Here is a 22,625-nt window from a genome sequence, read left to right on the forward strand (position 1 = left end):
ACGGAACCCGTTCAGGGTTGACAGCCGTGCCCGGGCATGATTCCACTAGTAAATAGCGAAACCTGAACGCCCGGGGCCACGGCTCCGGGCGTCGGCTTCTCTGCCGCCCGCTTTTGCGCCACCCTTGCCGGCCACGCGCCGCCCCCACCGCCCATCGGAAGGACATGTCCAAGCACCTCCTTATCGTCGAATCGCCGGCCAAGGCCAAGACGATCAACAAATACCTCGGCAAGGACTTCCACGTCCTGGCGTCCTACGGTCACGTGCGCGACCTGGTGCCGAAGGAGGGGGCGGTGGATCCGGACAACGGCTTCGCGATGCGCTACGACCTCATCGACAAGAACGAGAAGCACGTCGATGCGATCGCCAAGGCCGCCAAGGCGGCCGAAGACATCTATCTGGCGACCGACCCGGACCGCGAGGGCGAGGCGATCAGCTGGCACATCGCGGAAATCCTGAAGGAGCGCGGCCTGCTCAAGGACAAGCCGCTGCACCGGGTGGTGTTCACGGAAATCACCCCGCGGGCCATCCGCGAAGCGATGAACCAGCCGCGCCAGATCGCCAACGAACTGGTCGATGCCCAGCAGGCGCGCCGCGCGCTGGACTACCTGGTCGGCTTCAACCTGTCGCCGGTGCTGTGGCGCAAGGTCCAGCGCGGCCTGTCCGCCGGCCGCGTGCAGTCGCCCGCGCTGCGCATGATCGTCGAGCGCGAAGAGGAAATCGAAGCCTTCATCGCGCGCGAGTACTGGTCCATCGAGGCCGAATGCGCGCACCCGCGCCAGTCCTTCACCGCCAAGCTCACCCGCCTGGACGGCCAGAAGTTCGAGCAGTTCACGGTCACCGACGGCGACACCGCCGAAGCCGCGCGCATGCGCATCCAGCAGGCCGCGCAGGGTTCGCTGCATGTCACCGACGTGACCAGCAAGGAGCGCAAGCGCCGGCCCGCGCCACCGTTCACCACCTCCACCCTGCAGCAGGAAGCCGCGCGCAAGCTGGGCTTCACCACCCGCAAGACCATGCAGGTCGCGCAGAAGCTGTATGAAGGCGTGGCGATTGGCGAGGAAGGCACGGTCGGCCTGATCAGCTACATGCGTACCGACTCGGTCAGCCTGTCGGTCGAGGCGCTGAACGAGATCCGCGACGTCATCGCCCGCGACTACGGCACCCAGGCGCTGCCGGACAAGCCCAACACTTACCAGACCAAGTCCAAGAACGCGCAGGAAGCGCACGAAGCCGTGCGCCCGACCTCGGCACTGCGCACCCCGGCCCAGGTCGCCCGCTTCCTCAGCGACGACGAGCGCAAGCTCTACGAACTGATCTGGAAGCGCGCGGTGGCCTGCCAGATGGTGCCGGCCACGCTCAACACCGTCAGCGTCGACCTGGCCGCGGGCAGCGAGCACAGCTTCCGCGCCAGCGGCACCACCGTGATCGATCCCGGCTTCCTGGCCGTGTACGAGGAAGGCAAGGACCAGAAGGGCGCGGAAGACGACGACGAAGGCCGCAAGCTGCCGCCGATGAAACCGGGCGACCGGGTACCGCTGGATCGCATCCACGCCGACCAGCATTTCACCCAGCCGCCGCCGCGCTTCACCGAAGCCGCGCTGGTCAAGGCGCTGGAGGAATACGGCATCGGCCGTCCCTCCACCTACGCTTCGATCATCCAGACCCTGCTGTTCCGCAAGTACACCGAGATGGAAGGCCGCGCCTTCAAGCCCACCGACGTGGGCCGCGCGGTCTCCAAGTTCCTCAGCGGCCACTTCACCCAATACGTGGACTACGACTTCACCGCCCGGCTCGAGGACGAGCTGGACGCGGTCTCTCGCGGCGAGGAGGAATGGGTCCCGCTGATGGAGAAGTTCTGGGGCCCGTTCAAGGAACTGATCGAGGAGAAGAAGGAATCGGTCGATCGCAGCGAGGCCACGGGCGCGCGCGAACTCGGTACCGATCCCAAGTCCGGCAAGCCGGTCAGCGTGCGCCTGGGCCGGTTCGGTCCCTACGCCCAGATCGGCGACAAGGACACCGACGAGAAGCTCGAATTCGCCTCGCTGCGTCCGGGCCAGTCGATGCACACCATCACCCTGGACGAAGCGATCGAGCTGTTCAAGCTGCCGCGCAAGCTGGGCCAGGACAATGGCGAGGAAGTCAGCGTCGGCATCGGCCGCTTCGGCCCGTTCGCCAAGCGCGGCAGCACCTACGCCTCGCTGAAGAAGGAAGACGATCCGTACACGATCGATCTGGCGCGCGCGGTCTTCCTGATCAACGAGAAGGAAGAAATCGCCCGCAACCGCATCATCAAGGAATTCGACGGCAGCGACATCCAGGTGCTGAACGGCCGCTTTGGTCCGTACATCAGCGACGGCAAGCTCAACGGCAAGATTCCCAAGGATCGCGAGCCCGCCTCGCTGACCCTGGCCGAAGTGCAGCAGCTGCTGGAGGAAACCGGCAAGCCCGCGCGGCGCGGTTTCGGCGCCAAGAAGGCCACCGCCAAGAAGGCCGCGGTGAAGAAGGAAGCCGCGCCGAAGAAGGCCGCCGCCAAGAAGACGGCGACGAAGAAAACCGCGACCAAGAGCACCACGACCAAGAGCCCGGCCACCAAGAAGGCCACCGCGAAGAAGGCCGCCGTGACCGTCACCGAACCGGCCAAGTCGCTGCTGACCCCGGCCAAGGTGGAACCCGGCAAGAAGCGGGTCGCCAAGAAGCAGAGCGACGACGCGCCGTTCTGATTCGCTGCCTCAAGCCGCGCCCCGCGGGGCGCGGTGGACACGCGGGCCTGCCGTGGCAGAATCGCGCCATGAACGATGCCCTGCCCTTGTCCGCCGCCGTGGAATGGCTCCAGCACGGCGGCGTGATCGCCTATCCGACCGAAGCCGTCTGGGGCGTGGGCTGCGATCCGTTCGATGAAACCGCCGTGCGGCGCCTGCTGGCGATCAAGGAGCGTCCGGTCGAGAAAGGGTTGATCCTGATCGCCGCCGATCTGGAACAGCTTCGCGCCTGCCTGGATCTGGACGCGCTGCAGACCGATCGGCTGGCCGAGGTGCTGGCCAGTTGGCCGGGTCCGCACACTTGGGTGATGCCGGCGAACGCACGGGTGCCACGCTGGCTTACCGGCGAGCATGACGGCATCGCCGTCAGGGTCACGGCGCATCCCACGGTCATCGCGCTGTGCCGGGGCTTCGGCGGTCCGCTGGTCTCCACCAGCGCCAACCTGAGCGGGCAACCGGCACCACGCGATCGCGCGGGTCTGGATCCCGCGCTGCTCGAGCGCCTGGACGGCGTCAGCGAAGGCGAAACCGGCGGACTGGATCGCCCCTCCTCGATCCGCGACGCCCGTACCGGCGCGCAGTTCCGGGCCTGAATCCGTCCGCATTGTCCCTGCCGCCGTTCGCGCGCAAGATGCGGGCATGCGCATCGTCCTGGCCGCCTGCCTGCTTTTCCCGCTCGCTCCGGTGGGCGGGATCGCCGCCGCGCAGGAAGTGACGATCTACCGCTGCGTCGGCAAGCAGGGACAGGTGGCGCTGCGGGATTCTCCCTGCCTGCCCGGCGAGACCCAACAGACCCGCAGCATGCAGCGGCCACGCGATCCGGCGCCGGTCGCGCGACCGGCGGTACCCAGCATCACGCCCGCGCCGCCGGTGCCGGCGCCCACCGAGCGCATCGTCTACCGGAATCCGCCGCGTGCGATGTACGAATGCATCACCCCGGACGGCGAGCGCTATACCAGCGACGATGGCGAAGGCCGCCCGCGCTTCGTGCCCTACTGGGCGGGTGGCTATCCCTATCCGGCCTGGCCCCGTCCGCATGGCGGCAGCATCTCCGGGCATATCCCGATCGGCAACGGCGGCAACATCACGTTCCAGAGCGGGAATCCCACGCCGCTGCCTCCGACACCGCGTCCTCCCGGGCATGGGCCCGGCAACGTCATCGTGCCGGCGGGCGGTATCTGGGTTCGCGACCAATGCCACGAATTGCCGCAGGCGGAAGTCTGCGCGCGGCTGTCCGATCGCCGCTATGAAATCCTGCGCCGCTACGGCAGCGCGATGCCCAGCGAGCGACGCACGCTGGATCTGGAACAGCGTGGCATCGATGCGCGCATGGCCAACGATTGCGGGAATCCCTGATGTCCTACCGTCTCGCCTGGCTGATGCTCCTGGCGGCCCCGGCCGCGCATGCGGACGAAGTGGTGATCTATCGGTGCACCGATGCCGCCGGCGCGCTCACCGTGCAGAACATGCCCTGCCCCAAGGGCAGCCGGCAGCAGGTCAAGCGGATGCCGGCGCTGGCGACCGTACCGATGGCACCGGCGGCATCCACGCCCGCCGCCGCCCCACCGGCGACGCCCGCCGCTGCGCCCGAACCCGCGGTCCCGGCGGCAGCGACGGCGCCAGCCGAATCCACACCGGTCGCGACGGCCGCGCACCTGCCGCCCCCCAATCTGTTCCGCTGCACCACCCGCGACGGCGGCGGCTACCTGACCGAGGACAGCGAGCCCGCCTCGCGCTGCGAGCCGCTGCAGACCATCGGGCTGGATGGCAATCCGCAGGGCGGCGCGGGCCAGGCCTGCGAAGTGGTGCGGGACACCTGCGCCCGGGTTCCCGACGAAGGCTTGTGCGAAGCGTGGAAGAAGCGCCGCGACGAAGCCGAAGTGGCCTGGCGATTCACCCGCACGGAAACCAGCGAGAAGAACAAGGCCGAGTTCGAGCGCGTGCAGCGCATCCTGGCCGAGAGCACCTGCGGCGGCTGAACCCGCGGCAGCAGCAACTTGAGCGGCAGCAACCACCTCCGGGTGGGCATCGGCTCAGAATCCGTAGCGAAGAAAGCCCCCGTCCACGGCAATGCATTCGCCGGTCACGTAGCTGGCCGCCGGCAGGCACAGGAATCCCACCGCCGCGGCGACCTCCTCGGGCTCGCCGATCCGGCGCATCGGCGTGCGCGCGATCACTTCCTCGTAGTAATCCGCGTCGGAAAGCGGCCCCGACGTGCGACGGGTGCGGATGTACCACGGCGCCACCGCGTTGACCCGCACACCGTCCTCGGCCCATTCGGCGGCCAGGTTGCGGGTCATCTGGTGCAGCGCGGCCTTGGTCATGCCGTAGGGCGCGCCGCTGCGCACGGCGGTGATGCCGGACACGCTGCCGACGTTGACGATGGCGGAACTGGCGTGGCGGGTCAGCAGCGGATGGGCGTAGCGCGAGAGTTCGAATGCGGAGAACAGATTGGTCTCGAAGATGCCGCGCCACTCGTCCTCGGTATAGTCCACCGCCGCCTTGGTGACATTGCCGCCGGCGTTGTTGATCAGCAGATTGAGGCCGTCGGCATGATCCTCCACCCAGTCGAGGATCGCGCGCCGCTCCTCGTCGTCGGCCACGTCGGCGGCCATTGCCGCCACTTCGCGCTCCGGAAATTCCTCGGCCAGATCGTCGCGCGCAGCGTCCAGCAGATCCTCGTCACGGGCCACCAGCATCACGTCCGCGCCGAACCCCAGCAACTCGCGCGCGATTGCCAGGCCGATGCCGGCGCTGGCGCCGGTGATCAATGCAGTCTGCCCGTCCAATCGCCAACGATGGGATGCCATGCGCCACTCCGTTCGAATGGGGGTAGCATACCGCCAGCCATACCGGAGGGGCATTGCATGAAAACGCGCCCGATCGCCTGCCTGCTGCTCCTTTCGTTGTGCGCCTGCCGACCGGCGCCACCGCCGACCGAGCGCCCACCGGAACCCCAGGCCGCAAGCGCCGCCCACCTGCGCGACGCCCTCCAGGCCCCCATCGACAAGGCCAAGGCGGTGGAGGAAGCCGCCCGCAAGGCTGCCGACGACCAGCGCGCCGCGATCGACGCGGCCAAGCAGCAGTAACCCTGCGCAAACCATATCGGCTGGCGGCAGACCGGCGACAAAAAACCTCCGCGCGCTTGCGGAACGCCTCCACGAATACCCCCTTCGCAGAAGGGGGTGGGCGCCGCGGGCGACCGGGGGATTGACCCGCCATGCGGCGATTGGGGAGGGCTTGCTTTTGCGTGGAAGAGCAAATCCCCCTCAGTCCCCCTTCGGAGAAGGGGGAGGCAAAGCAAAGCCACAAAAAAGCCCTCCTTGCGGAGGGCTCTTTTTTTTGCCGCCACTGGCGCGCGTCGCGTGATCAGAATCCGCAGAAGCAGTACGCCAGCGCCTTGACCGGCGCGCCGCCCTGGCCGTCCTGCAGGGCTTCCTCGACGAATCGCAACTGCGTGTTGGCTTCCGGCAGGCGCTGCGCCAGCATCGCGCGGGCGATGTCGGAATCCTTCAGCCACAACGCACCGATGCGGCTTCCGGCCATCCGGCCCATGAACTGGGCAAACGGCGAAGCGTTCTGTTCGATGTAGCGAACGCGGTACTTGTCGGCGGCACCGAGCTTGGCCAGTTGCGCGGCGTAGTCGGTTGCCGCCTGCATGCCGCCGAGTTCGTCGACCAGGCCGCGCTCCTTGGCCTGCGCACCGCTCCAGACGCGGCCGCGGGCGACTTCGTCCACCGCCTCGACCGGCTTCTTGCGCGCGTCGGCGACCTTGCCGGTGAAATCCGCGTAGCCCTTGTTGATGATCGACTGGATCACCTGGCCGACGGCCGGATCCAGCGGACGGGTGATGTCGAACGCGCCGGCGAAGCGCGTGGTGCCCACGCCATCGGTGTGCACGCCGATCTTCTCCAGCGTGCGCGGCACGGTCGGAATCATGCCGAAGATGCCGATGGAGCCGGTGATCGTCGACGGGTCGGCATAGATGCGATCGGCGTTCATCGAGATCCAGTAACCGCCGGAGGCAGCCAGATCGCCCATCGACACCACCACCGGCTTGCCGGCGGCCTTCAGCGCGGCCACCTCGCGGCGGATCTGCTCGGAAGCGAACACGCCGCCACCCGGGGAATCCACGCGCAGCACCACCGCTTTCACGTCCTCGTCGTCACGCGCTTCGCGCAGCAACGCGGAGGTCGATTCGCCACCGATGCGGCCGGCCGGCTGTTCGCCGTCGGTGATTTCGCCTTCGGCCACCACCACCGCGATCTGCGGACGCTTGTCCAGCGTGGCCGCGCGCTGCGTGTCCAGGTGGGCGAGGTAGCCCTCCAGGGTGACCTGGCGGAAACCGGTGTCCGAATCCTCGTCGGCCACGCCGCGTTCGATCAGCAGGTTCTCAACGTCCTCGCGGGTCTTCAGGCCATCCACCAGCTTCTGCTGGAGGGCGAACTTGGCCAGATCGCCACCGGCGGCGGCGATGCCTTCCGGCAGCGTGTCGATGCCCGCGGCCAATTGCTGCGGCGTCAGCTTGCGTGCCTTGGCGACGTCGCCCAGGTAGCGCTGCCACACGTCGTTCATCCAGAACAGATCCGCTTCCTTGGATTCCGGCGAGGCGGCGTCCAGCACATAGGGCTCGACCGCGGACTTGAACTCGCCGACCCGGAACACGTGCACGTCCACGCCCAGCTTTTCCTGCAGGGCCTGGCGGAAATACTGGCGATAGCGGCCGAGGCCTTCCAGCAACAGGCCGCCCATCGGATCCAGATAGACCTCGTTGGCCTGCGCCGCCAGCAGGTACTGGTGCTGGCCCAGGTTCTCGCCGAACGCCACGATCTGCTTGCCCGAGGCGCGGAAGCGCTCCAGCGCCGCGGCGACTTCACGCAGCGAGGCGTAACCGGTCGGCTGCAGCTTGTCCACGCGCAGCATCATGCGCTCGATCTTCTTGTCTTCGCGCGCCGCGTCAATCGCGCGCACGAGATCGCGCAGCTGGATTTCCTCGGCGTCCTTGTCGTTGAGCAGCTTGGCCAGCGCGCGGGTCGCCGGGTCGGTGCTGTACTGCTCGACCAGGCGTCCTTCCGGCGCGACCACCAGGGTGGTGCGATCGATCACCGGCTTGACCGCACTGCTCGAACTGATGCCGGCCAGCAGGATCATGAACATGATCAGGAACAGCAGGAAGCCGAAGAACAGCACGTTCAGGAACAGCTTGCGGGCGAAATTCACCACGTTCCAGGCGCCAACGAAGAAGGTGGCGACGGGTCCGCGGGCGGGAGGCGGTTGGTTCATGGGGGTGGAGACTCCGGTATTCCTGGGGCCAGCTTAACGGGTCGGCCCCTGGGGCGGCATGCCCCTTTAGTCACCGTGCGCCAATGTCGGTCAAGTCGCGTCCGCTGCCAGCAGGCGCCGGCTGCTGCGGTTGAAGCGCCAGCCCAGGCTGATGGCGGCGGCGGTGAGGCCCATGATCAGGCCCAGCCACATGCCCTGCGGCCCCCAACCCAGCCACAGCCCGAAACCGGCGCCCAGCGGCATGCCCAGGCCCCAGTAGGAGAACATCGCCAGCCACATCGGCGCGCGGGTGTCCTTCAACCCGCGCAGCGCGCCGGCCGAAAGCACCTGGATGCCGTCCGGGAACTGGAAGGCCGCCGCGTACAACAGCAGCGTGCCGGCCAGGGCCGCCACCGCCAGGTCCTGGGTGTACAGGGACACCACCGCGTCGTGGCCGAACAACAGCACCAGCGCGGACAGCGCCTGGGTGGCCAGCACGATCGCGTAACCGGCATGCGCGGCCCGGCGGATGCCGGCCGGATCGCCGGCTCCCAGCGCATGGCCCACCCGCACGGTGGTGGCCTCGGCCACGCCCATCGGCACCATGAAGCACAGCGCGGCGACATTGATGGCGATCTGGTGCGCGGCGGCGGACACCGCGCCCAGCCGCGCGATCAGCAGCGCGGTCACGATGAACAGGCTGCCCTCCATCAGCACCGTGATGCCGATCGGCAGGCCGGTCCGGAGCAGTTGCCCGATCGCGGCCCAGCGCGGCGGTTCGAAATGGCTGAACAGCTTCAGGTGGGCGAAGCGACGCGAATTCCACAAGTACAGCGCGAAGCAACTGGCCTGCACCCACATCGTGATCGCCGAGGCGGTGCCGAGTCCGGCCGCGCCCATTTCAGGCAGGCCGAACTTGCCGAAGGTCAGTACGTAGCCGACCGGCGCCAGCACCAGCAGGCCGCCGAAGCCCAGCAGCATGGTCGGCAGGGTCCAGTGCATGCCCTCGCTGAGATAGCGCATGCAGAAGTAGAAGGTCAGCGCCGGCACGCCCCAGCGGATCGCATGCAGGAAACCGGTCGCACCGGGAATGATGTCCGGGGCGATGCCGAACGCGCCCAGCGCGTAGGGCGCCAGGCTGAGGAAGCCGAACATCAGCAGGCCCAGGCCCAGCGACAGCCAAAGTGCCTGGCGGAACAGCGGCCCGATTTCGTCGCGGCGATTCGCGCCATCCAGTTCCGACACCGACGCGGTGAGCGAGATGAGCGTGCCGATCGGCACCATCATCGGCAGCCATAGCAGGGCCGTGCCGACCGTGACCGAGGCCAGGGTCTGGGTGCCGTGGTGCCCGGCGATGACGTTGTCGACGAAGCCGATGAGGCCGGTGGAGACATGGCCCAGCACCAGCGGCAGGGCAAGTTTCGCGGAAGCGCGGACCTCATCGCCGAAACGCGGCGAATGGGAGACGGTGGAGGACATGGGGGAGACCGCCGGACTACGGTCGCGCGGTCGCGCGCTGGCACCGGGTCACGGGAGGCCGGTATCTTACCCGCTCGCGCCAGGGGAAGCACAACCGCAGATGAGCAGCCAGACCGACGCCTTGCGTCAAGACGACCATGCACCCGCCACTTGCGAAAACTGCGACACGCCGTTGCAGGGCGAGTTCTGCCATCGCTGCGGGCAGACATCGCACAATCCGCTGCGGCATGCCGGCCACGCCATCGAGGAAGTGTTCGAATCCTTCTGGCATCTGGACGGGCGCATCTTCCGCACCCTGCGTGCGCTGTGCGCGCCGGGCCGCCTGGCCAACGCCTACCTGTCCGGGCACCGCGCGCCCTACGTCGCGCCACTGCGGCTGTTCGTGATCGTCAGCGTGCTGACCTTTTTCATCGCCCAGTTCGCCGTGCACATCGGCGAACCCTCGTCCGACGCGGTGGTCAAGAGCAATTTCGAGGAAGTGACGACCGTCGCCGAAGTCGAACGCCAGCGCGACGAAGCCATTCGCGGATTGCTCGAAGGCAAGGCGGCGGTCGGCGACATCCCCGGCGCCAGCACCGGTTTCGATCGCAGCATCAAGGCACTGCGCGAACAGGCGCGGGAACGCATCGCCGAACTGGATCCCACCCACCCTTCGCTGCAGCAGCCCCTGGAGGCCACCGGACCCGCCGCCACGCCGGCACCCGAGGTGACCAACGCGCCGTCGAACGCACCGCCGGACATCCGGCTCACGCCCCATTCCTCCATCGGGGACGCCCCATCCGCGGCCTCTCCCTCCTCCGCTGCCGCGGACAAGGATCAAGCGACGCAGGCCGAACCCAAGGGTTTTCTCGACCGCTGGCTGAAGAAGAAGGCGCAGCGCGCGGAAGAGAACTGGGAGCGCTTCCAGAAGGATCCGGAGCTGTTCAAGAACGCCGGGCTCAAATCCATTCCCACCGCGCTGTTCTTCATGGTCCCGATCTTCGCGGTGTTCCTCAAGATCGCCTACCTCGGTTCGGGCCGGCTGTACCTGGAGCATCTGGTCGTCGCCCTCTACAGCCATGCGTGGCTGTGCCTGGCGCTGCTCGGCATCTTCGTGCTGATGGCGCTGGACGAATGGATCACCCCGCATGCCGGCTGGTTCTCCAGCGTCACCGGCTTGCTGCAGTTCGTGCTGTGGTGGTGGATGCCGATCTACCTGCTGCTGATGCAGAAGCGGGTCTATGGACAGGCCTGGTGGCTGACGGTGCTGAAGTACCTGGCCGTCGGCATGGTCTACCTGTTCCTGGTGAGTTTCGCGGCGACGTTCGTCCTGCTCACCAGCTTCATCAACGCATGACGATCATCTACGAAGTCGATCTCGCCATCGACGCGGACATCGCCGAGGCCCACGCGCGCTGGCTGGACGCGCACGTCCGCGAGATGCTCGGTTTCGAGGGATTCCTGGAAGCGGAAATCCTGGATCGGCGGGATCCGCCCGCCGGGTCCGGATGGGTGGCGCGCTGCGTGCGCTATCGACTGGCCGACCATGCCGCGCTCGATGCCTACCTGCGCGATCACGCGCCGCGCATGCGGGCCGAAGGCATTGCCCGTTTCGGCGAACAGGTGCGCGCGAGCCGGCGGATTCTCGCCATCGCCGCCCGCTACTGAGTCGCGCCGCGCCAGGCGTTACTGATTGCGGCGCCGGTGCAGCCAGTCGCCTCGACGCGTCGGCTCCACCCGCAGCAAGGCTTGCCGGAACGCGGCGCGCTCCTGTGGCGGGATGCGCTGCGCCAGCGCCGCCAGATCGTCGCGTTGGGTCGCGTCCAGTTGCCGCAGCAAGGCCAGCAGCGCATCGCGCTCTGCCGCCGGCACATAGGCGAACAGCGGCTGCAGACGCGGCCAGTCCGCGCCCAGTTCCGGCCCCAGTGCCCAGCCCCGCTGCTGCAGGGTGTCCTGGCTGTCGTAGAGCGTACGCAGGCGTGCCTGTTCTTCCGCCGGCAGGGTGGCGAACGCCTGCGCGGCCGCACGCAGTTGCGCGCGCTGCGTTTCGTCCAGCGCGCGCCAGGCCAGGTAGCGCCCCCGCTGGCGTTCACGCTCCATCGGCGCCAGCCCGTCCCAGACCTGCGCACGCGTGGCGGCCTGGGCGCGTTGCGCGGGTGCGAGCGCGGACCAGCGCGCCTGCCGTTCCGCCAGCCATGTTTCCGTCGACGGCGATTGCGCATGGCCGCACCAGGCCGCGCCCGCCACCAGTAGCGCCAGCAGCGTCGCGCGGCGCTCAGAACGTCGTGTCACGGCCTTCCTCCTGGGCACCGGCTTCAACGGCGCCATCAGCCGCTTTTCCCGCGGGCAGTGGCTGGCGGGTTCCGGCCAGGTACCACGCATAGAAGGCCGCGTCGTTCGACAGCGTTTCGCTTTCCGGATCCAGCAGCAGATCCAGATCCGGATGCAGCGCCAGGACCTGGCCGGCCGCCACCGTTGCCGCGGCGGCTTCGGCGGGCGGCAGCGCCTCCTGTTCGATATCCGGTTCCTCGGCCAGTCCGAGGCCGGTGCGGCCGACCTCTTCCAGCGAGTCGCCGCCGCGTCCGAACAACCCGCGCGGATTAAGGAAGGTCACCGCCAGTCCGCCGGCGCAGGCCAGCACGATCGCAATCACCGCCCAGCGTCGCCAGCGCCCGCGGACGGGCATCGCAGCGACGGCCCGGGGCCTGGTTGCCGGTGCCATCGGTGCGTGCGCTTCCGGTCGCGGAGACCGGGATACGGGCGCCGCGGGCCTGAGCGCGGCTTCGCGCAATCGCGCCAACCGGGCCAGACGCTCGGGAGGCAGGTCCCGCATCTGTTGCTGGATCGCCTCGGCCAGCGCGCGCCAGCCGGCGGCGTCGGGCTGGCCGGCGGCGTCGGTGGGACACGCCGCCGCCAGCGCGGCGCGGTAGCGGGTCATGTCCACGCCCAGCACTTCCACCGCCTCGTCTTCCGGCAGGCCGGCCGCCAGCCGGCTCAGCAGCGCCTGGCGATCCTCCGGGGCCAACGTGGCCAGATGGGCGACCGCGCCTGGCCAGCGCGCGCCCGCAGGCGGGCGATGGAGGGCCGGCGACGCCATCATCTTCTGCCAGAAACCGCGTGGCCAGTCGGCCATGGGCTGGGACGGCGCCTGTGCGGCGAAAGCCCGCATCGCGGTGGCGAGGGCGGCATCGCCATGCTCGGCGTCGCCGCACTGGAGCTGCGCGAACAGCGCGCCGCGGCGTTCGACCCCCCGCAGGAAAGCCGCCAGGGCGGCGGGCGCCGGGACGGCGGACGGCGATGGATCAGTCATGGAATCGCGGGCTCATCGCCGCGAATCATAGCGGTCACGAAGGTGATTCCGGACGCTTGACACCGCTTGGAATCCTGCTCTCCCAAGCGCCGCAAGGCTTTCGCCGATTTGCGTTGTGCACAGCGGTCACGCGAATGTCATGACCCGCCGGCCGACGGTGGGCGACCGTCACATTTCAACTTGGTTTCACAATTAAATTGCTGATTCAAAAGGAAAAAGTTGCGTTGGCGTTTTTTTCACCAAACACCAGCCGAGGCCCGAAAATGGGTCATCGGCGCGTGGAGCAATGGCGACATGCACAGATTTATCCACAGCTCGTGTGGATAAGCCGGAATCTCTTTGACTCACACGCACTTGCGTGAACTTCGTCATTTTTTTGACAGATTGATCCCGCAACCCCATCCGACCCGCAGCGCTTGACCGGCTCGCTAAACTGCGGAGATGCCGTCGCCCGAAATTCTCCGCGTCGCCCTGCCCGTTCCGCTGCCCCGACTGTTCGACTATCGCCCGCCGGCGGGCTCGACGGTTTCGGCCGCGGACGTGGGCCGGCGCGTGCGCGTGCCCTTCGGCAGCCGCGAACTGGTGGGCTGGGTGGCCGACACCGGACCGGCCGAAGAGACGGTAGAACTGAAGGCGGCCCACGCATGGCTGGACGCCACCCCGCTGCTGCGCGGCGAACTCCTGGACTCGCTGCGCTGGCTGGCGCGCTACACGCACGCGCCGCTGGGCGAGGTGTTCGCCACCGCCCTGCCGGCGCCCCTGCGCCAGGGCGAGCCGGTGCCCGCCGCCGAACAGGCCTGGCAGTGGCGATTGACCGAAGCCGGCCTCACCGCCCTGCCGCGCCTGCGCGCGGGCAGCCGTCCGCGCCAGCTCGCCGAATGGCTGTCCACCGGGCCGCAGCCGGAGGACCAGCTCGCCGCCCGCATGGAGCAGTGGCGCGACGCGGCCCGCACCCTGGCCGGGCGGGAGCTCGCCGAACGGATTCCGGCCCCGCCCGGCGTCAGCGAAGCCACACCCCGTCCCGGCCCCACCCTCAACGAAGAACAGCAACAGGCGGCCGACGCGCTGGCCGAGGCCAACGGCTTCAGCCCGTTCCTGCTCGACGGCGTCACCGGCAGCGGCAAGACCGAGGTCTACCTGGGCGCCATCGCCGCCTGCCTGGCGCGCGGCCGGCAGGCGCTGGTGCTGGTACCCGAAATCGGCCTGACCCCGCAGACCCTGGCGCGCTTCCGCACCCGCCTGGGCGTGCCGGTGCACGTGCTGCACTCCGGCCTCAACGACAACGAGCGCGCGCGCACCTGGGGCGCCTGCGCGCGCGGCGAGGCGCGGGTGATCGTGGGAACCCGCTCGGCGGTATTCACGCCGTTGCCGGAGGCGGGCCTGATCATCGTCGACGAAGAACACGACGGCAGCTACAAGCAACAGGACGGCATCCGCTACCACGCCCGCGATTTCGCCCTGGTGCGGGCCAAGGCGCTGGACGTGCCAATCATCCTGGGCAGCGCCACGCCGTCGCTGGAAACCCTGCACAACGCCCGCAGCGGCCGTTACCGGCACCTGCGCCTGCGCCGCCGCGCGGGCGAGGCGCAGCCTCCGCGCGTGCGCGTGCTGGACGTGCGCAAGCGCGCGCTGGAAGCCGGCCTGTCGCTGGAACTGCAACAGGCCATCCGCCAGGCGCTGCAAGCCGGTGGCCAGGTGCTGGTATTCAAGAACCGGCGCGGCTACGCGCCGGTGCTGCTGTGCCATGACTGTGGCTGGAGCGCGCACTGCAAACGCTGCGACGCCTCGATGACGGTGCATGCCGGCGGGCGCCGGCTGCAATGCCACCATTGCGGCGCGCGCCAGCCGGTGCCGCTGGCCTGCCCGGACTGCGGCGGGCTGGCCCTGCAACCGCAGGGCATCGGCACCGAGCGGCTGGAGGAACACCTGGTCGGCGCGTTCGCCGAGGTGCCGGTGCTGCGCATCGATCGCAGCACCACCCAGCGCCGCGACGCGCTGGCGCGGCACCTGGACACGCTCGGCGACCAGCCCGGCATCCTCGTCGGCACCCAGATCCTCGCCAAGGGCCACGACCTGCCGCACCTGACCCTGGTCGCGGTGGTGGGCATCGACGAGGGCCTGTTCTCCGCCGACTTCCGCGCCGGCGAACGCCTGGCGCAACAACTCATCCAGGTCGCCGGACGCGCCGGACGCGCGGACAAGCCCGGCGAGGTCTGGTTGCAGACCCACCATCCGGATCACCCGCTGCTCAACACGCTCATCCAGGGCGGCTACCACGCCTTCGCCGACGCCGAGCTGGTGCAGCGCGAAGCCGCCGGCTTTCCTCCTTTCGCCCATCTCGCGCTGTTGCGCGCGGAGGCCCAGCAGGTCGACGCGGCGCAGGCATTCCTGCTGGCCGCGCGGCAACTCCTGCGCGAACACGATCCGAAGCTGGAACTGCACGGACCCTTGCCGGCGCCGATGCCGCGACGCGCCGGCTATCACCGCATGCAACTGGTGCTGTCCTCCCCCGAGCGACGCCTGCTGCATCGCCTGCTCGATGCCGTCATTCCGCTGTTGCACGCGCTGCCTGAAGCACGCCGGGTGCGCTGGTCGCTGGACGTGGATCCGCTGGACCTCTACTGAGCCGACAGGCGCGGCGCCGGGCATCCGGCCTCGAAACAGTCTTTCCGCACACCGCCACCATCTGCCCAACGAGGCGCGGGCGGGCAGTTAACAGGTGCCGGTCGCCAGCCTCGCAAAAAAAATGACGCTCGCCCGCCATGGAACGCGGTTTGGGAACCAGACACGCCCGGAAAGCCCCGGGCGCGCGGTTTTCCCACCCTCCATGGAGATGCGTTCATGCACACCCGGCAATCTGTTTGTTCCGCTTCACCCGCCCGCCCGCGCCTTCACCGCCTGGCGTTGACCCTGTCCTTCCTGATCGCCGCCCCGGCCTGGGCCGGCGACGTCTGCGATCTGGCCACCGCCGGCGAGGACGGCGCGGGCGCCAACGCATTGGGCAGCAATTCGCTGGCCTGCGGTACCAACGCCAGCGCTTCCGCGGGCGGCGTCGCGCTCGGCGCCAGCAGCGTGGCTACGTTCGAGAGCACCGCGCTGGGCACCAGCGCGCTGGCCACGGGCAACGGCAGCACCGCGATAGGCAGTTGGCGCGACCTCAACAACGACGGCCTGGTGGGGCTGGATGAAATCACCATCGCCAGCGCACAGCGAACCACCGCCGTGGGCGCGGCCGCGCAGGCCACCAGCGATTTCGCCACCGCGCTGGGCGGCAACGCCAACGCGTCCGGCTGGGCCAGCATCGCCATCGCCGGCAGCGCCTCGGGCGAAGCCGGCATCGGCGTGATGGGCGTGGCGACCGGCGACTACAGCATTGCGGTGGGCTATTCCAGCCTGTCCTCCGGCAGCGGCAGCACGGCCATGGGTCTCTATGCCGAATCGTCAGGCGAAGACAGCACGGCACTGGGCGGACATAGCCACGCCGATGGTGCCGACAGCACCGCCGTGGGTCATTCCAGCCGGGCCGGCGGGGCTGGCAGCGCGGCCCTGGGCCACGACGCATCCGCCACGGGCCGCAGCGCCGTCGCGGTTGGCGAAAACAGCGATGCAGGCGGCGAGAACGGCACCGCCGTGGGCGGATGGCGGGATGTCAATGGCGACGGCATCCGCCAGGCGGATGAATCCACCGAAGCCGCCGCGCTGGACAGCAGCGCGTTCGGCGCGGGCGCGAAGGCAAACGCCGAATCGACCAGCGCCTTCGGAGCAGCGTCGGCAATCCATGCCACCAACGGCACCGCGCTGGGCGCACACAGCATGGTCACCACGCAAGGCGACAACGCCGTTGCGCTGGGCGCCGGCTCCATCGCGGACCAGTCCAACACGGTATCGATCGGCAGCGTCGGCAGCGAACGACGCATCGTCAACGTCGCCGCCGGCACCGGTGCCACCGATGCGGTCAACCTGTCGCAGTTGCAGGCCACCCTGGCGACAGCCAACGCCTACACCGACACCGCGGTCGCCACCGGCGGCACCGCGGCCAATGCCTATACCGACAACCGCGAAGCCGCCATCCGCGACGACATGGAAGCCGGCGACGCCGAAACACTGTCGGCGGCCAATGCCTACACCGACAGCCAGATCGCGCAATTGGTGGGCCTTGATGCGGGCACGATCAGCGACCGCTTCGACAACATCGACCGTCGCCTGCAACATCAGGATCGACGCATCGATCGCCAGGGCGCGATGGGGTCCGCCATGCTCAACATGGCGATCAATGCCGCCGGATCGCAGAGCCCGCGGGGGCGTGTCGCCGTCGGCGCCGGCTTCCAGGGTGGCGAACAGGCGCTGTCGATCGGCTATGGCCGCCGCATCGGCCAGCGCGCATCGTTCTCGTTGGGCGGTGCTTTCAGCGGCAGCGAGAAATCGGCCGGCATCGGCTTCGGCGTCGATCTCTGATCGGTGTGTGGGCGGCGCATGCCTTCATCGCGCCGCCCGCTTTTTTGACAACGGCCCGGAGCCACCGCGGATGCGGGTACGTCACAGTCGCGCCCGCGCCGCCTCCATCCGTTGCAGTTCCTGGGCGTGCGGACTGAGCTGTCGCCGCAATGGCGCCTCGGCGCTGGCCAACTCGCGTCGCGCGTTGGCGCTGTCGCCGGCGGCGAGCAACGCCTCCGCATACGGCACGCGCAACTGCGCGGTCACCACGCTGTCCGCGCCGGTGAAGCCGGTGGACATCGCCACCGCGCGTTTCCATTCCGCAACGGCCTCCGGAACACCGCGCCGGCTGGCGATCTCGGCCAGCAGCGACTGCCGCTCCAGCGCTGCGGCGGGATTGTCGGCCGGCACATCCGGCAACGATGCCCGCGCCTCGTCCCACAGGCCCTTTCGCAGCAGCCATTCGGCCTGGACCAGCCGCGTGTTGATCCGCTCCGGCGAATCGTTGTCTGCAACGAAGAATCCCTGCCAAGCGGGCAGCGCGCGTTCCATCAGCGCGCTGGCCTCCGGCATCCGTCCCATCCGCGCGAGCACGCGTGCCCAATAGACCTCGTTGCGGACCCGGGTGCGGTCCCCGGGAGGCCGGCGCGCGCGCCGTATCTCGGTCGCGACGCGGTACAGCGGTTCGGCGGCCGCCAGATCACCGCGCTGCTCCTCCAGCGTCGCCAACTGGCTGGCCACCACCGCATAGTCGATGCTGTCCCGGCCGAGGACCCGTTCGGTGATGCCCAGGGCTTCGCGATAGTGCTTGCCGGCGCCGATGTAATCTCCGGATTGCTGCAGCACCATCGCCAGTTTCATTTCGGTATCGGCGGCACGCTCGCTCTCGCGGCCGATCAGCGCCTCGGCCAGCGCCACGTTCTCGCGCAACAACCCCGCCGCTTCGGTGAAGCGTCCCCGTGACGCGAGCACCATCGCCAACCCTTGCCGGCTGTTGTGCAGGGTCACGCTGCGCGGGGCCTGCCGCACCTTGATCGCCAGCGCGCGCCGATAGTGGGATTCGGCCGCTTCGGCATCCCCTTCCGTGCGGTACAGCAATGCCATGTTGTGCAGCAGCCCGGCGGTTTCCAGCGCGTCCGGGCCGTACACCTGCAGATGCAGTTTCAACGCCTGCGCGTAGGCGGCTCGGGCACCGGGAAAATCCACCGCGGTCTTTTTCGCCAAGCCCAGCACGTTGTAGGAATCGGCGAGTGCCGCCGGCGTGCGATCGTGCGCCATGCGCAGAGACAGTGCCTGCTCGGCGGCCACCAGCGCGTCATCGGCACGCATCTGGTTGCTCATCAGCGTGGACAGATGGCTGTAGGCCTGCGCCGCCAGATCGGGGCGGCCGAGCGAAGGCTGCCGCAGGGCTTCGCCGGCCTGCCGGAGCATGGCTTCGGCGCGCTCGCGCTCGCCCAGATTGGCATAGGCGCGGCCCAGGACCAGGCGCATGCGCGCCAGCACCGCGGGACTCTGCGCCAGTTCGGCGTCCACCTTGGCCACGCCCACATCGAGCACATTGCGCGCGGTGGGTTCTTCGGTGCCCTTCGCGCCCCGCATGCGCGGGTCCGCGGCATTGAAGGTATCCACCAGGAAGTCGCTGACCTGTTCCGCCGTGGCCGCCTCGCGTTCCGCGCGATCACGCTCCATTTCCAGGCGGGCGACGAACAGCAGCGCGGCCACCGACGCGGCACCGGCCAGCGCGACCGCGCGCCAGTGGCGCCGCCCCCAGCAACGCAGGCGATAGGGAAACGTCGCGGCGCGCGCGCTGACCGGCTGGTGGCCGCGATGACGCAGGAGATCGGCGGCGAGCGCTTCCACCGAGGGATATCGCCGCGCCGGATCGATCGCGCAGGCACGCATCACGATGGCGTCGAGATCGCCTCGCAGGCGACGTCGCCAGGCGCAATCCGGCGCTGTGGCTTCACTGGGCTTGGCGACGGGCTGGAACGCGTCATGGAGACCACGCTCGATGCGCTGGCCCGACAGCAGTTCCGCCAGCAGCACGCCGAGGCTGAACACATCGCTGGCCGTATTCACGGGTGCGCCGCCGCTGCGCAGCTCCGGACTGGCATAGGCCGGCGTGCAGAAGCCCGCCGCATCGTCACCGCCGGCGGCACCCATCCAGCGGGCAATGCCGAAATCCAGCAGCACCGGCTCGCCATCCGCGCGAACCAGCACATTGCTGGGCTTGAGATCGCAGTGGATCACCAGTTGCCGGTGCGCCGCCTGCACCGCGTCGCAGACCTTCAGGAACAACGTGATGCGTGCGTCCAGATCCAGCCCGTGCGCGTGGCAATACGCGTCCAGGGCGACGCCGTCGACGTACTCCATCACCAGATAGGGCTGCCCGGCCGGAGTGGTGCCGCCGTCGTACAGGCGCGCGATGTTGGCATGCCGGAGTTCGGCCAGGATCTGCCGCTCCGCGATGAGTCGCTGCACCAGGGCGGGGTCGGCGAGCGCGCTGCGCAGCAGTTTGATCGCCACGCACTGCCGGAACGATTCGTCGTCGCGCTCGGCCACGAACACCGTGCCCATGCCGCCGCTGGCCAGCCGGCGCATCAGGCGCCAGGGGCCGATGCGATCGCCGACACTCAGTTCGGGTTCCGGTGAGGCGCTCAGCAGATCACGCAAAGGCTCCAGCGCGCGCTCGAAGCTGGCGGTGCGCGCCCGCAGCATCGCCATCGCCTCTTCGATCAGGGCCGGATCATCGCTGACGCGTTCCAGCTCCTCCCGCCATCGGGAGGGCGGCAGATCGCAGACGGATTCGAACAGGTGCCGCAACGACTCCCAGTGCACGGATTCCATCGTCTCCCCCGTGGGGCCGCATGGCCGGTCAGGCCAGCTCCTTGCGCAGCCAGGCCTTGGCCACTTTCAGGTCGCGGTCGATGGTAGAGGGAGAGACCCCCAGCACACAGGCGATTTCGTCACGTTCCATGCCACCGAAATAGGCCATTTCCAGGCCCTGGGCCGCCCGTGGATCCCGACGGGCCAGCCGCTGCAGCGCCAGATCCAGCGCCAGCACGTCGAACGCCTCGTTGCCGGCGACCGATTCGGCGTGCGACAGCGTGAGCACCGCGACTTCACCGCCACGTTTCTCGGCCAGTTGCGCGCGCGCGTGATCGACCATCACCGCACGCATCTTCAGTGCCGCCATCGCGAAGAAATGCGCCCTGTCCTGCCAGTCGATCTCGTTGCCGAGCAGGCGCAGCATCGCTTCGTTGACCACGGCGGTCGGCTGCAGGGTGTGGCTTGCGCCATGCCGATGCCAGCGCATCCGAGCCATTTCGCGCAGGGTGTCGTAGACGTCGGACAACAGGCGATCCCGCGCCATCGCGTCGCCGGCACGCCAGCCCTGCAGCAGGCGGGTGAGGTCGTCTCCCATCGCGCCTCCATCACGACCCGGCAAAGAGGCCGCGTGCATGGTAGCGAAGTTCTTCGGCATGGCGCATTGCATGGAGGAAAGAACGGGAATTTTTCCTGCCGGCGGCCAATGCCGCCGACACCCGCGATCGGCAGGCGCGCCGCGCCCGTTCCCGGCCTGCGCCAGGGCCGCGTCATCACGAACCTGTCCGCGCGTTGTTTCCCGGGATATCTCCTCCTGGCGGCCATGCCCGCCGGGTGTTCTCCAGCCGAAATGTGGAGTGCCCGCCCGTGTATCCCGTTCCGATTTGCTACCAGCTGAATCCCGCGCCGGCCGATACGCTCTTCTCGCCGCCACCGAACGCCGCGCCAATCGAAACGCTGGCGCGGTTTCCGACCACGCGCTGGTAGCCGATCGCCATTGCCTGTTCCCCGCCTTGCGAACCGACGCCCACGCCGACCCGGTTCCTGCCCGCGAGACCGGCGGTGTTCATGGCCATGCCGGCATAGGCTCCGCTCATCGCGGCCATCTTGTCGATCCGGCGATCCATCTGGTTGATGCGACGATCCACGTCGCCGCGGAAAGCCTCGAAATCGTCCGCCAGTCCGGTAAGTTCTGAGAAGCGGGCATCGGTATACGCATTCGCGGAGGCAAGCGTCGCCGCATCGCCGGCATCGGCGTGGTCGCGGGCGGCATCCAATGTCCGCGCGTCACCCGCATCGGCATGACTCCTCGCCGTGTTCAAGGTCTGCGCATCGCCCGCATCGGCGTGATTCCTCGCCGCGTTCAACGTCTGCACGTCACCCGCATCGGCGTGACTCCTCGCCGCGCTCAACGTCTGCGCATCGCCTGCTTCGGCATGGCTCATCGCCGCGCTCAACGTCTGCGCATCGCCCGCGTCGGCATGACTCATCGCCGCGCTCAACGTCTGTGCATCGCCCGCATCGGCATGGCTCATCGCCGCGCTCAACGTCTGCGCATCCCCCGCATCGGCATGGCTGTTGGCGGCCGTCAAGGCATTCTCAGTCACGGTGTCGGCGTAGGCCTGGGCATCGGCCAGGGACGCCGCGTTGCCCGCCGCCATGTCGCTGCGGACAGCGGCTTCCCGCGCGTCGGCATAGTTATTGGCCGACGCCAGCGTCGCGGCATCGCCATTGTTCATCTGCGCAACATTGACCGCGTCGTTCGCGGCGGTGCCCGCCGCGACATGGGTCACGCGGCGCTGGGATGATGCGGATCCCACCGAGACGACGTTCGCCTCGCCGCCATCGTTGCTGCCGGCGCCCAGTGCCACCGAATTGCCACCCGTGGCGCTGGCGCCATTCCCGAGTGCGGTGTTGCCATTCGTTCCCGCTGTCCCGGTTGCCCCAGGGAAGCCGCAGCACATGTCAGCGCCATTCCCTCCCGATCCGGCCACGCTGTTGTTGCCCAGCGCGATGTTGTCATTGCCGCCGCTCCCCCCCATGCCCCCTGTGCCCCCCGCGACACCCTCGCCGCCGCCGCCGCCCAACCCGGCCTGGCTGTTCTGGCCGATCGCGATGTTGCGTGATCCCCCGGTTCCACCCACGCCACCGTTGCCGCCCGCCGTGCCGTTGGCGCCCGTGCCGCCGTTGCCCGACTGGGCGCCGTTGCCGATGGCCGTGTTGCCGGTGCCACCGGCACCACCGGCCGAGCTGGTCCAGCCAGGCTCATTAGGACCGGGCTGGCCAGCATTGCTCGCGGAACTCCCCGTGCCGCATGCGATGTCCTGGCTGCCTGGATTCTGGGTGCAGGGTTCGGTTCCGGTTCCGCCGGTCGCTTGTGCGAACGCTGTGGGCATCGGCAGCACCAGCGCCGCAGCCAGAAGTACGCCGCAGACCCCGGGTACGAGAACGGAAACCGTCGGGAATCGGCGGCGGACAGAGTGGACGGAATCCATGGGGGCGCTCCAGCGTGACGGACGGTTTCCCCGGAAGACGTCTCGTCTTCCCGGGCGCGCAAGAGCGTGCCCTCCGTC

At 68.9% G+C, this 22,625-nt stretch carries 17 protein-coding genes; 9 read left to right on the forward strand and 8 right to left on the reverse strand.

What is annotated here, in order from left to right; genetic code table 11:
• The first annotated feature begins 164 nt into the window (after window positions 1-164).
• The 4 genes from IQ458_RS15665 (at window position 165) to IQ458_RS15680 (ending at window position 4,741) form a co-directional block, all read left to right on the forward strand.
• A complete protein-coding gene (locus IQ458_RS15665) occupies window positions 165-2,723 on the forward strand; it encodes a DNA topoisomerase I (RefSeq protein ID WP_192199506.1) in 2,559 nt (852 codons plus the stop codon).
• A gap of 68 nt (window positions 2,724-2,791) precedes the next feature.
• Window positions 2,792-3,355 carry an L-threonylcarbamoyladenylate synthase type 1 TsaC gene (gene tsaC / locus IQ458_RS15670; RefSeq protein WP_203323399.1) on the forward strand — a complete coding sequence of 188 codons (564 nt, stop codon included), beginning with the start codon at window positions 2,792-2,794 and terminating at the stop codon, window positions 3,353-3,355.
• A gap of 46 nt (window positions 3,356-3,401) precedes the next feature.
• On the forward strand, window positions 3,402-4,118 hold the full coding sequence (locus IQ458_RS15675) for a DUF4124 domain-containing protein (RefSeq protein WP_192199504.1): 717 nt from the start codon (window positions 3,402-3,404) through the stop codon (window positions 4,116-4,118).
• A complete protein-coding gene (locus IQ458_RS15680) occupies window positions 4,118-4,741 on the forward strand; it encodes a DUF4124 domain-containing protein (protein WP_203323400.1) in 624 nt (207 codons plus the stop codon). Before IQ458_RS15675 ends, IQ458_RS15680 begins: the two co-directional genes overlap by 1 nt.
• 54 nt (window positions 4,742-4,795) lie before the next feature.
• Here IQ458_RS15680 and IQ458_RS15685 read toward each other — a convergent pair whose 3' ends face one another.
• Window positions 4,796-5,572 (reverse strand): SDR family oxidoreductase, encoded by a 777-nt coding sequence (locus tag IQ458_RS15685; protein WP_203323401.1) that lies wholly within the window; start codon window positions 5,570-5,572, stop codon window positions 4,796-4,798.
• A gap of 57 nt (window positions 5,573-5,629) precedes the next feature.
• Here IQ458_RS15685 and IQ458_RS15690 point away from each other — a divergent pair, with 57 nt between their 5' ends.
• Window positions 5,630-5,851, forward strand: a complete 222-nt coding sequence (locus IQ458_RS15690) for a hypothetical protein (protein ID WP_192199501.1) — start codon at window positions 5,630-5,632, stop codon at window positions 5,849-5,851.
• Window positions 5,852-6,131: 280 nt separating this feature from the next.
• Here IQ458_RS15690 and sppA read toward each other — a convergent pair whose 3' ends face one another.
• Window positions 6,132-8,045 carry a signal peptide peptidase SppA gene (gene sppA / locus IQ458_RS15695; RefSeq protein ID WP_203323402.1) on the reverse strand — a complete coding sequence of 638 codons (1,914 nt, stop codon included), beginning with the start codon at window positions 8,043-8,045 and terminating at the stop codon, window positions 6,132-6,134.
• A gap of 90 nt (window positions 8,046-8,135) precedes the next feature.
• Window positions 8,136-9,503: an MATE family efflux transporter gene (locus tag IQ458_RS15700; RefSeq protein ID WP_192199499.1), complete on the reverse strand. Its 1,368-nt coding sequence runs from the start codon at window positions 9,501-9,503 to the stop codon at window positions 8,136-8,138.
• 100 nt (window positions 9,504-9,603) lie between these two features.
• On the opposite strand from IQ458_RS15700, the gene IQ458_RS15705 reads away from it, so the two are divergent.
• The gene (locus IQ458_RS15705; RefSeq protein ID WP_203323403.1) at window positions 9,604-10,839 is read left to right on the forward strand and encodes a DUF3667 domain-containing protein; all 1,236 of its coding nucleotides are present in this window, start codon (window positions 9,604-9,606) and stop codon (window positions 10,837-10,839) included.
• Window positions 10,836-11,150, forward strand: coding sequence for a DUF4286 family protein (locus IQ458_RS15710; RefSeq protein ID WP_192199497.1), 315 nt, complete (start codon window positions 10,836-10,838; stop codon window positions 11,148-11,150). The genes IQ458_RS15705 and IQ458_RS15710 overlap by 4 nt, the downstream gene beginning before the upstream one ends.
• A gap of 18 nt (window positions 11,151-11,168) precedes the next feature.
• Here the strand turns inward: IQ458_RS15710 and IQ458_RS15715 are convergent, their stop codons facing one another.
• Complete coding sequence (locus IQ458_RS15715) at window positions 11,169-11,774, reverse strand: DUF3106 domain-containing protein (protein WP_203323404.1); 606 nt, start codon at window positions 11,772-11,774, stop codon at window positions 11,169-11,171.
• On the reverse strand, window positions 11,758-12,792 hold the full coding sequence (locus tag IQ458_RS15720; protein ID WP_203323405.1) for a hypothetical protein: 1,035 nt from the start codon (window positions 12,790-12,792) through the stop codon (window positions 11,758-11,760). The genes IQ458_RS15715 and IQ458_RS15720 overlap by 17 nt, the downstream gene beginning before the upstream one ends.
• Before the next feature lie 441 nt (window positions 12,793-13,233).
• Between IQ458_RS15720 and IQ458_RS15725 the strand changes: the two genes are divergently transcribed.
• Both IQ458_RS15725 and IQ458_RS19795 read left to right on the forward strand, forming a co-directional pair.
• Window positions 13,234-15,417: a primosomal protein N' gene (locus IQ458_RS15725; protein WP_203323406.1), complete on the forward strand. Its 2,184-nt coding sequence runs from the start codon at window positions 13,234-13,236 to the stop codon at window positions 15,415-15,417.
• Window positions 15,418-15,633: 216 nt separating this feature from the next.
• Entirely contained in the window at window positions 15,634-17,247 is a 1,614-nt protein-coding gene (locus tag IQ458_RS19795) for a YadA-like family protein (RefSeq protein ID WP_203323407.1), read from the forward strand.
• A gap of 81 nt (window positions 17,248-17,328) precedes the next feature.
• Here IQ458_RS19795 and IQ458_RS15735 read toward each other — a convergent pair whose 3' ends face one another.
• The 3 genes from IQ458_RS15735 to IQ458_RS15745 form a co-directional block, all read right to left on the reverse strand.
• A complete protein-coding gene (locus tag IQ458_RS15735; protein ID WP_203323408.1) occupies window positions 17,329-20,073 on the reverse strand; it encodes a serine/threonine-protein kinase in 2,745 nt (914 codons plus the stop codon).
• 28 nt (window positions 20,074-20,101) lie between these two features.
• On the reverse strand, window positions 20,102-20,650 hold the full coding sequence (locus IQ458_RS15740) for an ECF-type sigma factor (RefSeq protein WP_183639569.1): 549 nt from the start codon (window positions 20,648-20,650) through the stop codon (window positions 20,102-20,104).
• A 289-nt stretch (window positions 20,651-20,939) separates the two neighbouring features.
• Entirely contained in the window at window positions 20,940-22,547 is a 1,608-nt protein-coding gene (locus IQ458_RS15745) for a YadA-like family protein (RefSeq protein WP_203323409.1), read from the reverse strand.
• Between the last annotated feature and the right edge of the window lie 78 nt (window positions 22,548-22,625).

This window comes from Pseudoxanthomonas beigongshangi (genome assembly GCF_016820515.1).
Lineage (GTDB): Bacteria > Pseudomonadota > Gammaproteobacteria > Xanthomonadales > Xanthomonadaceae > Pseudoxanthomonas_A > Pseudoxanthomonas_A beigongshangi.